Origin of the sequence: Kangiella koreensis DSM 16069 (assembly GCF_000024085.1) — a bacterium.
In the GTDB taxonomy this organism is placed as follows: domain Bacteria; phylum Pseudomonadota; class Gammaproteobacteria; order Enterobacterales; family Kangiellaceae; genus Kangiella; species Kangiella koreensis.
Genome location: NC_013166.1, coordinates 2,225,659 through 2,239,201, shown reverse-complemented (window position 1 = coordinate 2,239,201; position 13,543 = coordinate 2,225,659). Strand labels below are relative to the sequence as shown.

Below are 13,543 nucleotides of genomic sequence, written 5' to 3'. Positions count from 1 at the left end.
AAGCAAAACATAAAGCCTTTATCAATGAATATCAAACAAAACCTCATTAACATTTGGACGCACCTTGCTAATAAGAGAATGCTGGTATGTGTATTTACCGGTATGGCTTCGGGAATGCCCTTGTATGTGTTATTTCAATACATGCCGGCCTGGTTTCGTGATGAAGGTATTGATTTAAAAACCATTGGTTTGATGGCGTTTATTCAGCTGCCTTACGTCTGGAAGTTTGTGTGGGCACCTGCAATGGACCGCTTTGTACTACCTTTCCTTGGACGGCGTAAGGGTTGGCTATTCGTCACTCAGCTGGCAGTGGCGGTGATGCTTGCTGGCTTGAGTTTCTTCACGCCAAATACTGGGCTTACTGCTATTGTTGTTTTGTGTGTTGGTATCGCGTTCTTTAGCGCCAGTCAGGATATTGTCATTGATGCTTACCGTAGAGAGTTATTACCAGACGAAGAGCTTGGTCTGGGTTCATCGTTTCATGTTAATGCCTATCGATTATCGGTTCTAATCCCCGTAACGCTTGGACTAACATTAGCCGATCACTTTGCATGGGGGCTTGTACACTGGGTGTTGGCTGGTTTTATGGTGCTGGCAGCTCTTGTGACCATTATTATTCCAGAGCCGGAGCAGACATTTGCCACGCCAGTTTCGATTCGCGAAGCTACAGTAGGAGCATTTCAAGAGTTCTTCAGGCGCAGTGGCTGGAAGCCTGCCTTAGTCATCTTAGCGTTTCTTTTCTTTTATAAACTTGGCGATAATTTTGCGGTAGCTTTATCTACCCCTTTTTATCTGGACTTAGGCTTTACTAAAACTGAAATAGGTACGGTCGCTAAATTTGCTGGCTTGTGGGCATCTATTGCTGGATCGATAGTGGGTGGATTTTTAATGATCCCTTTGGGTATCTACCGTTCATTATGGGTTTTTGGTGTAGTTCAAATCGTGTCCATTCTAGGTTTCGCATGGTTGGCACGAGCCGGAAATGACACCACTGTCCTGTTCTGGGTAATTAGCTTCGAATACATCGGAGTGGGGCTGGGTACCGTTGCCCTAATGGCTTTTATGGCAAAAATTTCGAATCGTCAGTTTACGGCAACCCAATTTGCACTATTGTCGACACTGGCAACCCTGCCTCGTGTATTGGCCAGCGCTTCGTCTGGCTATCTGGTAGAAGGACTGAATGAGGAAACCGCTCCCTGGATCGAAACGGCATTTCGATGGTTTCATATTCCGATGGAAGGGTTTGGTTGGGAAAATTATTTTTACTTTAGTTTTTTTGCAGCAATTCCAGGCATGGTGATGCTATTTTGGGTTGCGCCATGGAATGGTGATACCAGTGTATTGGACAAGCTGGGCAAGTAATCAATGAAATCTACCGAATAAAATAGTCACCTTAAAGTGATGTAGAAATAAATAAAGGGGCATAATGCCCCTTTATTTATAGGTTATTTTGCTAACTAAAAGTGGAAGTTTAAGCTGGCGTAGTAACCGTCAAAGGTAAAATCACTGGATAAATCATCAAAGTCATCAAATTCAACCGTGAAGTTACGGTAACCTACTTCAAAGCCAAAGCCCGTTTGATCTTTATCGCTATTGTATCCGAGGAATATAGTGTAATCGTTGATTTTGTCATCGGTAGTTTGCCCAATGTTTAAGGTTGAACCAACACTGAAGCCTGATAACGGGAAGTCAAACTGTGCTTTACCGTAAAGCATAGGGACTGTGCCTGTGAAGTCCACACGTGATGTGATTGGACCGCCAGTAGTTACTTCAACACCCACATCCATATAGCCATCAAACTGCTTACCCGTAATACCCAAATCTAAATTGACCCAGTTATCCAGGATTTCATAGTAGAGTGTGTAATCGATGTTGCTAAAATCGTAGCTTGAAACCGTTGGAGTGCCCGCGATGAAAGGAACAGAACCAAAAGTATAGTCCTGACTGGCAGTACCTCTGGCATTGCCTTCAAGATTGTTCTGCTGGATTTTAATATTAGGTAATACAGGGATTGGGTGCTCTAAGGCAACAAAATAACTGTTGTCATCACCATCGTCATACCCAAGATCATTATTAAAGTCGATATTTTCAGAGCCAGTACTGACATAACCATCAATATCATAGTTCCACTTTTGAGCACCGGCATAGACACCAACCACATCGGCAGATGCGATGCTTGAGGCAGCTAAAATGGTGGTTGCAACGAATAGTTTATTCAGTTTCATAGTTTACCCTCTAAACCTATGGTTGTAAGTTGGCGCTATTCTAAGCATTTTATTGTCGAAAGCCCACTGATAAGGCTATCAGTGTGTTAACTAATCGACGCATCACTTGCTATAATCGTGGCATCATTCTTATACCAACTACTTTTGTGGACAATCGATTTGGTGGCATTGCTCGGCTGTACGGGCAAAAAGCATTGGAAAACTTTCAGCAATCTCACGTCTGTGTTATCGGTGTCGGTGGTGTTGGTTCCTGGGTAGTTGAGTCATTGGCTCGCTCTGGAATTGGTAAAATCACCATGATCGATCCTGATGAAGTGAGCGAGTCTAACATTAACCGTCAGTTGGTGGCGCTTGAAAATACGGTGGGTCTGGGTAAAGCCGAGGTTTTAAAAGAGCGCATCGCCCACATTAACGCTGACTGCCAGGTCACTATCATCGAAGATTTGTTGAAACCGGAGAACGTTCGAGACTATATTTCAACGGATTATGACTATGTTATTGATGCGATTGATAGCGCACGAAGCAAAGCGGCTCTGATTCGTTTTTGTAAGCGTAATAAAATTCGCATTGTCTGTGTGGGTGGCGCTGGTGGACAAGTCGATCCAACGCAAATTACCATCGCCGATCTGACACGCACCCATAACGACCCCTTGCTGGCTAAAACACGCTCCATTCTGCGTTATGACTATGGCTTTTCAAGTAACGTCAAACGTAAGTATCAGGTTCCCTGCGTCTACTCTACGGAACAACTTTCTTATCCACTACCTGATGGTGGAATCACGCAAGCTAAGCCCGATTCGGAAAGAGCCCTGCGAATGGCCTGTGACGTGGGTATGGGATCTGCTACCCATATCACGGCAACATTTGGTAATTTTGCGGTAGGTTTAGTTCTGCAAAAGCTTGCAGAAAAGAAAACGTAACAAAAGAATTGTGTTTACAAGAAAAATCTTAGATAGATTACTTTGAAAAAGAATTCCACAATGTTTCTATCATTGTAGGTATTAGACATAAAATTATCTTGAACTGATACAAAAGGAAGCTATACAAATGCACTCATTCTCTTTATTGTGGGTGAGTTTTTATAATTCAAATAATGACTAGAGGAATGTCATGAAACAGCTTTTTAATTTAATTATCACTTTGGCAATTGCGCTTTTTTTATCTGGTGTTGCTCAATCAAAAGTTATTCCAATCGAAGACTTTGCAAAAAAGTCGCAATTTAAAAGTGCTAAGGTTTCTCCTGATGGTGAGCATATTGCCTTTACCTATGAAGATGGCTCCGAAGTAAAGTTAGCAGTAATGAATGTTGCTGATAACAAAATCCTGACTTCTTTTGAAGTAGGTGATGAGCGAGAAGTTGTCAGTTTTCATTGGGTTAACAATGAGCGAGTGCTGATGTTAGCCGCCAATATTACTGGATGGTTAGATGGTGCTGATAAGGATTACAGACTGGTTGCTGGCAACATTGACGGTACCAAACGAATTCAATTATGGGATTTTCAGCGTTCTTGGATTAGTTTTATCAGCCCCTTGAAAGATGATGATAGAAGAATTTTAGTGGGTAAATCACACTGGTCTGAAAAAGGCGGGGTTAAATTGCACCGAATGGATGTTTATACGGGGCAGTTGCTTTATAACACTGACTCTCCTAAACCTATAGGTGGCCCTGATGCAAGAATTCGCTCGATTGATGTGGATTTAAACGAGGTGCCTCGTGTTGCTATCGAACATGACCCTGTGGACAGGAATAATATAAGCGACGATGTCTCAACAATCCATATTAAAGATTTACAGGGCAACTGGACAACTCTGAAACTACCAGTAAAACATGAAGGTATCCCCGTCGTTGGCGGTATTGGTTTTAACTTAACTAATGACAAATTTTACTTTGTTTCAAATCATGATCTTGATCATGAAGGTGTCACAGGGCTGTTTGAGCTTGATTTAAAAACACGTAAGATAAAGTTCTTACATCGTCACCCTGATGTGGATATCAATGGTGGGCTATATGGCGCTCAAGGTGAAGTTGTCGGGGTCACTTATGAGCCAGGTTACCCAGAGTATTTTTATTTAAGTGATGACTCAGTTGCCAAGGAAGTAGCTTTTCATAAATCACTTAGAGCGAGTTTCCAGGGACAAGATATTATTATGACTGCCTACAGTGATGATAATAAGTTAGCCATGGTGAGAACCTACAGCGATAGAAATCCTGGTGACTTCTTCCTCTTTAATCGTGAAAATAATAAGGCAAAATATATCGCCAGCTCTTTGCCGCATATCAAGCCAGAGATTATGGCATCAGTTGAACCATTTATTATGACTGCTCGTGACGGCCTGAAAATGTATGGGCAATTAACTATCCCTAATGGTGTTAAACCTAAAGATCTCCCATTAATTATTTTCCCTCATGGGGGACCATACGGTGCTACTGACCGTTGGGGTTTTGATTGGAGAGCGCAACTATTAGCTAATCGTGGCTATTTAGTGCTGCAACTGAATTATCGTGGCTCTGGTGGCTATGGTAAGGACTTTGAAGAAGCTGGTTCTGGTGAGTGGGGTGCAAAAATGCAGGATGATATTACTGACGCTACTCATTGGGCTATTAATAAAGGGCTTGCTGACAAAAACAGGATCTGTATCCATGGTATTAGTTATGGTGGTTATGCTTCAATGCAAGCTGTAGTTAAAGAGCCTGATTTGTACAAGTGTTCAATTCCCGAAGCGGGTCCTTATGAGATAGACTTGCAGTGGGCCAAAGCTGATAGTTTCAGAAATAATTCAAAAGCTGGTGAAAACTATAAGCGTTATTCATTCGGCTCTGAAGAGGGTGTAACTCATGAGCGTTCTCCGGTCTATCACGTTGATAAGTTGAAGGCAGCTCTGTTGATTGTTCACGGTGAAGAGGATGTTCGAGTACCTATCGACAATGCCTACCTGCTTGAAGAAAAACTGAAGGAAGCTGGTAAAGAGTATGATACTTTTTATCGTGAAGATGGTCATGGATTCCAGAAGGTTGAATATCGCATTGAATCATTTGAAAAGATTCTAGACTTTCTGGATGAGCATATTGGTAAGTAGATTTACTGTTTGTTCAAGCTTTATTAGAAAGCCACCCTCGGGTGGCTTTTTTTATGAACAAAGTTATCGGTCATATTTTTTCATCCGAAAACTTGAAATCTTTACCGCATATCCCCAAATAGGATCGTGAGCACTAAGTCTCTGAGAGATTAGAGCTCATTAACTTTAACAATATATTGCTTCTATTGGAGGATATGATTATGAATAGAATAGATTTAAGTCCACTATACCGTAGTAGTGTTGGTTTCGATCGTATGGCATCTTTATTGGATAGCTCATTACGTGGCGAGCAGTCTTCTAACGGCTACCCACCTTACGACATCGAAGTTCTTGATGAAAACAAATATGCAGTAACTATTGCAGTTGCCGGTTTTGGCCGCCATGAGCTGGACATCCAGGTTGAAAAGGGTGTGCTAACTATTCGTGGCCGTAAAGAGAAAACCGATGAAGAGCGTAAGTTCTTGCATCAAGGCATAGCTTATCGTGCCTTTGAACGTAAATTTAATTTAGCTGATCATATTGAAGTGGTATCAGCTGATATGAACAACGGTTTGTTAACCATTAACTTGAAGCAGGAAATACCTGAAGCGATGAAGCCTCGTACTATCGAGATTGGAACTTCAGAGAAGAAGTCTGAGCAAGTCTTAGAGCACAAGAATAAAGCGGAAGCCGCTGCTTAATTCTTGATACAAATCTTTAGCACTGTATTGGTAAGCGGTGCAAGAAATTGTCTCTATGACAAAACCGTTAGTCATTAAAAAAGCAGTAGTCACTGGCTACTGCTTTTTTTGTTTGCTTACGATATAAGTTTATAAGCGCTCCACAATCCAATAGCCTCCCATGATTGCAATTAGCACTGCAAGTGTCGGCACCAATCGATATTGCAAGACTTGCGTTTTTCTTAATCGAGTCAGTAGTGGATAGAGCAGAAAAATGATAGCTACTTGTCCAATTTCTACACCTAGATTGAAAGCCACAATACTGGAGATTTTATAAGTTTTACTTAAACCCAGTTCAGATAGAGCTCCAGCAAATCCCATGCCGTGCAGTAAGCCAAATAAGAAAGTGATGATCCCAAGTCGTTTGACCCAGTGAGTAATAATATTAATTGCAGTAAAGGCAACCGAAATTGCAATGCCAATTTCCGCCCATTGCGAGGGAATTGAAAGAACATTCAATGCGGTCAATGTCAGTGTAATTGAATGGGCTAGCGTGAAGCTGGTGATTAATACCAGTAAATCTTTAAGTGCTAGGCTTTTCGTTCCGGAGTATCTACCTTGACGAAACCGTAACCAGGCGAAAGGTAGAATCAGCGCAAATACAAACAGAACATGATCAAGGCCAAACCAAATATGGATCACGCCTTGGTATAAATAAAAATGAATGGTATCAAGCACGCTACTGGTTACAAAAGGTAAGCTAGTTATCTGTTTCGCATTATCAACAATGAAGTAGGTTTCGCCCTCATTAAAACTCCAGGTCAGTAGTAACTTATGATCATTAAGTATGTCAAAAAAAGCACTGTACTGTAGAGACAATTGGTCAACTGCAGCTTCCTGCTCAGGGCATACTGCAGTTAAAGGGATTTGCAGTAAGGTTTCTCCATACAGCTCTGATAGTTTCGGTGCCTTTGACCAGTTTATTTGACAGGTTACAGCGGTATCTTGAGGGTTAAGGGGCTTGTGCCAAATAGTAAGGTTATTAGTTAAGTAGCCTTCTATGTTTGGCATGCTATTAATGACTTCTTGCCATAACAGCTTTCCGTCGTTATTGGGATCGATAGAGAGTGCCTGCTGGATATCTTGTAAAGATAATGCCAAATATCCTTGATATTGATTCTCACCGTTAGGCTCAAGTTTTGCGTGGGCTGTACTAAATTGATGGGCAGAGCTAGTGGGTGAATTCAACAGAATAAATACACTTAATAGAAGCATGATACTTAATGACCATAACTTAAGTGGTCGTTCGAATCTCCAATAGTTTATCCTACTCATGAGCAACTCCTTTTTGATTGAGCTGTTGAGCAAGGGTTAACAATTCGCGATCTGCTGGCTCTTTTACGGACAGCCAGTTTTTTTCTGCCCAATATAACGCTTGTTCTGGCTGTGGTGCGATATAGATATAGTAATAAGCAATATCTGCAGCATGCAGTTGATCGCTTCTTTTAACTCTTAATTCAATTCGCTGTTTGACTAATTTTTGTAATGTGTTTTTGTTACCAAGCACCTTTTCAGCTCTGGCCATTCTGATGATTAGGCCGTCCTCAAGCGAAAGCTCAGGAGCTTCTAGCTGTTTCATTTTTGTCATAACTAAATCTGCATTGCCATTGTTTAGAGCCATGTCTGCCCATTGAAACCATTGACTATTAGGGGCCTGATTTAAATTGAATGAGAAGTGCTGCTCGGCTTCGGTTGTTTTGTTTAATATTCTGGCAATGGATCCTGCAACCTGGTGATACCAGGTCAAAACACTGTCCGAACTATTTTGATATTGTTTATCAAAAGTTTTTATAAGTTGATAGGCCTTTTCAGGTTGACCTGAAAGTGCTTCTGTTTCAATCAGGCACAGCTGAGCAAAAAGAGGAAGTTTTTGATTTAATAATTGACCACATGACTGTCGGGCTTTGTCATTATGACCTTGAATATGATGTATGCGCGATTCAATTAGTAGCGCCTGAGCAAACAGTTGGTGGTGCGCAGGTATCGAATTTAATTCCTGTAATGCTTCATTGAATCGATGTTTTTTTTGTAACAGCTGTGCATTGAATAACTTCAGCTGGGAGATATCCTTCGGCGTTAATGAATGGTTATTTTTTTCAACAACACTCATCCACTCAGAGATATAAGCTTGAGCTTGTTGCTCGAGTTGGCTTTTTCCAGGATAACTTGATTGACTTAATAAATTGTTTATTTCAGGTTGTAACTGCTGCCAGTTGTCACTGGAGTAGACTTCAAGGTTTGATTTAAGAGGTATTCTAGGACTGGGTTGATAACTGAGTACTAGCTCATTAGTATTCTCAGGAACCCAGGTATTATTGTCAGTATACCCTTTGCTTGATATTAGAAGTACTGGCAGGGCAAGAAGCCCTGACAGTACTGTTTTTAGAGAAATGTTAAGACTAGTTTTAAGAACTGAGTGGTTCATTGATCATTGTTCTCCTTCAATGATTAAGTCTTGATAGTAGTCGGTACTATCGACATCGAATATGAACTCACGGCCATTGACACCTGATGGTTCATCCGTTTCTGATTTGGAGTAAGAGGCCCGGCTGTAAGAACCGAACATTTCCTGCTTCACATTGATAGTGATATCAACGATAGCTGGATCAGATGTTGCACTGCCATCGCTCACAACAAAACTGAACTGATCCGTTCCGGTAAAACCGTTGTCAGGTGTGTAGCTGAAACTACCATCAGAGTTAACCGTTAAGACACCGTACATCACATCCTGAGATAGACTGAATGTGAGACTATCACCATCAGCATCAGAGCCTTCAAGCTGCCCATTTACGGTGGTATCCGTTTCGGTCATAACACTTTGAGCAATCGCTTCCGGCTTAGTATTTACCGGAGGCTCAGATCTATTGGGCCCATCGTTATCACAGCCGCCCAATATGAGTGCGCTTAGTAACAGCACACTCAGTAAAGGTATGGGCTGCATATATTTTGCAATATTCATCAGTTCCTCCTTAGTTTGGTGAGCCAGCTAATGGCGTACGTAAGTAAGGGAATTGCTCATCAATGTCCGAGGCTGATAAAGGCGCGCCATCGGTGAATGGAGCTGTACCGACATTGGCATCTTCAGGTTGACATAAACCAAGATTGGTTGGAGCGCCACCTACTGGAATCTCATGACACAAACGACCCATAACAACACGTAAAGCAATATCCACTACGTCATCACCAGGACGGCGACCATTTGGGAACCCTGCCAGGTCATCACCGATAACACCTAATGGAGATTGATTAGCAGCTGGTGTAGCTGGAATCGCAGTATTCAAACGTAGCATCTCGGAAGGAGTCACAGTTGCCTGTTGATTGACGCCTGCAAAACCGGTCAGGAAGGCAGCGACCAGATCATTACGGGGGAAGTTGGTCGGTGCGATAGTTTCAAAGTTAGTCCCTAATGTCGCATTGACCGCATCACGGAATAACAGGTCAAGAAGTGCTGGGAAACTAGGATGCGTTACATAATCTGCAAACTGAATATCCGAAGTTGGCGCAGCGGTAGAGAATGTATCTTTATCCGGTAAGCCGATAACCACTTCGTTGACTAATGGCGCACTTAAACGAGAGATTTGCACCATGGCGCCACCATTCACTTCAGGTTTATCGAATGAAGCGTTTGGATTCTGGATGCGTGCTTGCGGCAAGCTGGCTGTAGTCCATGCACCGATAACACCATTACCATCGCCGACTAAACAGCTGGCTGGTAATTCTAATGCCAGTGTTGTGACATTCTTATCTCTAAGGTCGTCGTTAGCTACGTCCTGAGTGATACCGCCGGGGAAACCACCGCCATCACCAGCACCTGGCTCACTATCGCCTTCAACCGGAACATAGTTCACTAAGTCAAAGCTTTCACCCAGGTTGACAGCAAAAGGGTCTTTGCGTTGGCCAACAAACACGCGGCCGGGCTGAGAGCAGTTTGGTAAAGTGACGTTGTAAACGTATTGGTCTGCGTAGGCTTGATAATCAGCAGTAGATGAGAAAGTTTTGTCGCCAATATAATCCCATGGCTTGGTAAAGGTTGAGCTTCCCATATCACTGTTAAGAGCAGTGCGGGTACCTGAACGAACAGGACCTTCAATTTGCGTCAGGTTATAGGTCTCAATAAAGTTCAAAGCAGAGCTGTCACCTGCGGCGATGCCACCTGCGTTTTTCAACGGAATAGCGACTTGCCTTTGGTTACCATCAGGTCCGATAGTGAGTTTAATGCCTTCACCATTGGCAGCTAACGAATTGGTAAATTTGAATTGATAAGTTAGGTCTTCAATCGCATCACCATCACTATCAATATGAATGTTGTATGCAGCAGCGGGGTCCATAGCAAAATAATTAGGGCCGCCGTAAGCGTCTTGCAGCGGGATGTAGTTTGCTAATATGGTGACATATCCAGTTCGATCAGTTTCATAACTGTTAAAGAGATAAAAGTCAGTTGAATCAACCGTTGGATAACGGGTGATGTTGGGAGCCTCACGGTGGCTGGATGCCTCCGCGGCTTGATACATGAATGTGCTGGCTAGTGTGAAGCAAACAGCACTGGTTATTAGTTGTCTTTTCATAACGAGTTACCTACCTTTTTTGTGTATGTAACTCGTATACGGCTGAAGGGTTGAGTTGGATGCAAAAAAAATAATATTTTTTTTGTATCCAGATAAAATACCTAACCTTTAATCGCTATCCACTAATATCTATCCACTGTGCAGTAAGAATAACGGGGCCAGTCGGTGCACCAGTTGGAGAACCATTTTCAGGCTCGATACTAACAGCCAGTCCTGATTGAATTAGATCCGGAAGTTGTGTTGATACAACTAGCTCTTTATTACCCGTTTTAGGTAACAAGCCTAAGGAAATAGGCGCTTGTCCACTGGTTGGCAACATCCAAAGTTCGAAGTCTTGATCGGCTTGAATGTCAGGCAAGGTTTTAACAGTAACCGATAAGCTATCGCCAGTTTTCTGAACGACCCATGCAGGCTGGTTTTGATCTACTTGCAGAATAGCCAAAGCCTGAGATTGTTGTGAAGACACTGGTTGTGGAGAGATAAGCGGCTGAGCAGTCCAAAGGTAGGCGACTACTAACAGACTTGCAGCTGTCGCTAACCAGCCCGATATTGTCCACCAGGTTGAAGCTTTGGATTTGCTATTCCAGCCAAGTCTTTCCGTTATACTCTGCCAAACCTGTGAGTCAGGTTCTACTGGAGCAAGCTCTTCGGCCATTGGATTTAAGATCTGTTCCCAATGCCATACTGCCTGCTGTAAGTGACTATGTCTGACCATTAGCTTTTTGAAGCGACGACGAGCTAATGGACTCATAGTGCCTATGACATAGTGTTTGGCCAGTTCGTTTGAGAGTTCTTCATTATGATATCTCATGACATAAGGCACCTTTTCAGAGCCTCAAGACCGCGTCTTATCCAGCTCTTGATTGAGCCGAGGGGAGCGGTTAAATGACGAGTGATTTCTTGATGGGTATAACCGTATAGAAAAGCCAGTTGGATAGTGTTTCTTTGTTCGCCATTCAGCTGACGCATACATTCATCAAGCTTTTGATTGGAAGCACTCATGTCTAAATCAAGCTGCGGACTAATGTCGGCAGGCTCGGGCATCTTGTGCTGGTGCTTTTGTTTCACTTTAGAATGACGCAGTTGATCAATACATTGGTTACGTAGAATACTGATCAACCAGGTCATCACACTGCCTCGCTCCGAGTGATACACTTCTGGATTGTGCCAAACTTTAATATAGACTTCTTGCAAAACTTCTTCCGCCAAATCTTTACGCCCGAGCAATTTAGTTGCTATGGCCAGTAACTTTCCCGATGAGTTTTCGTACAAGCTTTGAAACGCCTGTCGGCTTCCCATCGACATATCGTTCAACCAGTCAAGATGTTGCTGGTCACTATTCCGTTGCTCAGACATGTATACCCCATTTGTTTGAGTAACATTACTGTTACGTTTATTTGGTCGTTTTGGATGCAGTTTTTGCACTTATGAGGTTGAAGCTACGCTTTGCGATGTGAATTTTATGTGCAAATTATGGACTGACCAGATAAAGGCGTCACAAAGAAGGGACAAAAAACGAGGGATAAAAATAATACTCACAATTGAAGGAGATGAAATATAACGCTCAGGTAGCCCGCTAAGACTACCTGATAAACCAATGACTCTATTGCAAATAAAGCTATTTAACTTTCCAGTGAGACCTTATCGTTGGCTATTTCCAAAAGAGTAGCCAGTAGCAAATTAGAACCTTGTTCAACATCTTGCCAATGTGACCACTCATCAGGGGCGTGGCTGACGCCACCGATACTTGGGATGAAGATTAGGCCGGTTGGAGTGATATCAGTAAAGAACTGAATGTCATGTCCTGCGCCACTGGGCATACGAATGTGGGAGTAACCAAGAGCCTCTGCTTGTTGTTCAATTAAATCGACAAGCTTGGGGCTAAAATATTTTGGTTCCAACCAGCTCATTTGTTCGTATTCAAATCGAAGCTTGTGTTTACGGGCAATTGACGACAGGACCTTGCCGCAGCTATTGGCGACCTGTTGCATGACTTCTTCACTCATATCACGACCTACTAAAGTAAAGTGCGCTTCGCCGGGAATGGTGTGAGCATAACCAGGTTTTAAATCTACACGCCCTATGGTTAACCGACTTTTGTCGGTACCTTCTTCATCAATGATACGATGAATCTCATGTGCAAAGTCGGCAACCCCCATAAAGGCATCACTGCGCATATCCATCGGTGCTGTGCCTGCATGGTCTGCTTTGCCTTTTAGCTTGACCAGCCATTTAAAAACACCGGAAATACCATCGACCACGCCAATCGTTTTCTGTTGTTTTTCAAGCACTGGTCCCTGTTCAATGTGTAATTCTAAAAACGCTTTAATACTACTGGGATCGCGACGACAGTGCAGGGCATTGTGAATATCAAGGCCACACTTTTGCATGGCGTCTTTTAGAAGCTCACCTTTAGGATCTTTTGCACTTTCCAACCATTGGAAATTTAAGTTGCCGCTAAGCGCTTGCGCACCTAGCATGCCGCCAAAGCGTCCTTCTTCTTCGCTGGTGCCGATAATTTCAATGGGATGTTTGGGCTCAATATTATTTTCACGCAAGACGCGAATACATTCGAGACCAGCAATGACACCAAGAGTGCCATCGAACATACCGCCGGCTGGAACTGAATCAAGATGCGATCCAATCAGAATGGCAGGCTTGTTGGGGTCACCATAACGACCACATACATTGCCAACACCATCCATGTGGGTTGTTAAGCCACTTTCTTCAAAACGCTGCATGACCCAACGACGCGCTTGCATATCGATATCGGTCAGACCTTGTCGATAAATACCTTTGTCTTTTTCGTTAAAGCCAAAGTTAGCCAGCTCATACAAATCTTTTTCGATTCTTTCGATATTAACGGAATAGATAAGCTGTACCTCTCTTTGAGTTGTTGTTTTACCTTAGCAAATTCCTATAGGTTATTGTAAGTGTTTAATCTTCGTACAGCTAA

12 protein-coding genes are annotated in these 13,543 nt (G+C 42.7%); 4 read left to right on the top strand and 8 right to left on the bottom strand.

The annotated features are described in order from the left end of the window. Nucleotides 1–24: 24 nt before the first annotated feature. Nucleotides 25–1,362: an AmpG family muropeptide MFS transporter gene (locus KKOR_RS10385; protein WP_015781081.1), complete on the top strand. Its 1,338-nt coding sequence runs from the start codon at nt 25–27 to the stop codon at nt 1,360–1,362. Nucleotides 1,363–1,457: 95 nt separating this feature from the next. Here KKOR_RS10385 and KKOR_RS10380 read toward each other — a convergent pair whose 3' ends face one another. After that, a complete protein-coding gene (locus KKOR_RS10380) occupies nt 1,458–2,225 on the bottom strand; it encodes a TIGR04219 family outer membrane beta-barrel protein (protein WP_015781080.1) in 768 nt (255 codons plus the stop codon). A gap of 83 nt (nt 2,226–2,308) precedes the next feature. Here KKOR_RS10380 and tcdA point away from each other — a divergent pair, with 83 nt between their 5' ends. The 3 genes from tcdA (at nt 2,309) to KKOR_RS10365 (ending at nt 5,983) form a co-directional block, all read left to right on the top strand. Continuing rightward, nucleotides 2,309–3,145: a tRNA cyclic N6-threonylcarbamoyladenosine(37) synthase TcdA gene (gene tcdA, locus KKOR_RS10375; RefSeq protein WP_015781079.1), complete on the top strand. Its 837-nt coding sequence runs from the start codon at nt 2,309–2,311 to the stop codon at nt 3,143–3,145. A 190-nt stretch (nt 3,146–3,335) separates the two neighbouring features. Continuing rightward, on the top strand, nt 3,336–5,303 hold the full coding sequence (locus tag KKOR_RS10370; protein WP_015781078.1) for a prolyl oligopeptidase family serine peptidase: 1,968 nt from the start codon (nt 3,336–3,338) through the stop codon (nt 5,301–5,303). A gap of 200 nt (nt 5,304–5,503) precedes the next feature. Then, complete coding sequence (locus KKOR_RS10365) at nt 5,504–5,983, top strand: Hsp20 family protein (protein ID WP_015781077.1); 480 nt, start codon at nt 5,504–5,506, stop codon at nt 5,981–5,983. A gap of 129 nt (nt 5,984–6,112) precedes the next feature. Here KKOR_RS10365 and KKOR_RS10360 read toward each other — a convergent pair whose 3' ends face one another. The 7 genes from KKOR_RS10360 to KKOR_RS10330 form a co-directional block, all read right to left on the bottom strand. After that, the gene (locus KKOR_RS10360; protein WP_015781076.1) at nt 6,113–7,297 is read right to left on the bottom strand and encodes a HupE/UreJ family protein; all 1,185 of its coding nucleotides are present in this window, start codon (nt 7,295–7,297) and stop codon (nt 6,113–6,115) included. Beyond that, complete coding sequence (locus KKOR_RS10355; RefSeq protein ID WP_015781075.1) at nt 7,290–8,447, bottom strand: tetratricopeptide repeat protein; 1,158 nt, start codon at nt 8,445–8,447, stop codon at nt 7,290–7,292. The genes KKOR_RS10360 and KKOR_RS10355 overlap by 8 nt, the downstream gene beginning before the upstream one ends. Nucleotides 8,448–8,450: 3 nt before the next feature. After that, nucleotides 8,451–8,981: an Ig-like domain-containing protein gene (locus KKOR_RS10350; RefSeq protein ID WP_015781074.1), complete on the bottom strand. Its 531-nt coding sequence runs from the start codon at nt 8,979–8,981 to the stop codon at nt 8,451–8,453. 10 nt (nt 8,982–8,991) lie between these two features. Beyond that, nucleotides 8,992–10,533 carry a DUF4331 domain-containing protein gene (locus KKOR_RS10345; RefSeq protein WP_222831918.1) on the bottom strand — a complete coding sequence of 514 codons (1,542 nt, stop codon included), beginning with the start codon at nt 10,531–10,533 and terminating at the stop codon, nt 8,992–8,994. A 169-nt stretch (nt 10,534–10,702) separates the two neighbouring features. After that, nucleotides 10,703–11,398 carry an anti-sigma factor gene (locus KKOR_RS10340; protein ID WP_015781072.1) on the bottom strand — a complete coding sequence of 232 codons (696 nt, stop codon included), beginning with the start codon at nt 11,396–11,398 and terminating at the stop codon, nt 10,703–10,705. Further along, a complete protein-coding gene (locus KKOR_RS10335) occupies nt 11,395–11,943 on the bottom strand; it encodes an RNA polymerase sigma factor (RefSeq protein ID WP_015781071.1) in 549 nt (182 codons plus the stop codon). Before KKOR_RS10335 ends, KKOR_RS10340 begins: the two co-directional genes overlap by 4 nt. A gap of 266 nt (nt 11,944–12,209) precedes the next feature. Beyond that, nucleotides 12,210–13,460 carry a Zn-dependent hydrolase gene (locus KKOR_RS10330; RefSeq protein ID WP_041296046.1) on the bottom strand — a complete coding sequence of 417 codons (1,251 nt, stop codon included), beginning with the start codon at nt 13,458–13,460 and terminating at the stop codon, nt 12,210–12,212. Nucleotides 13,461–13,543: the final 83 nt, after the last annotated feature.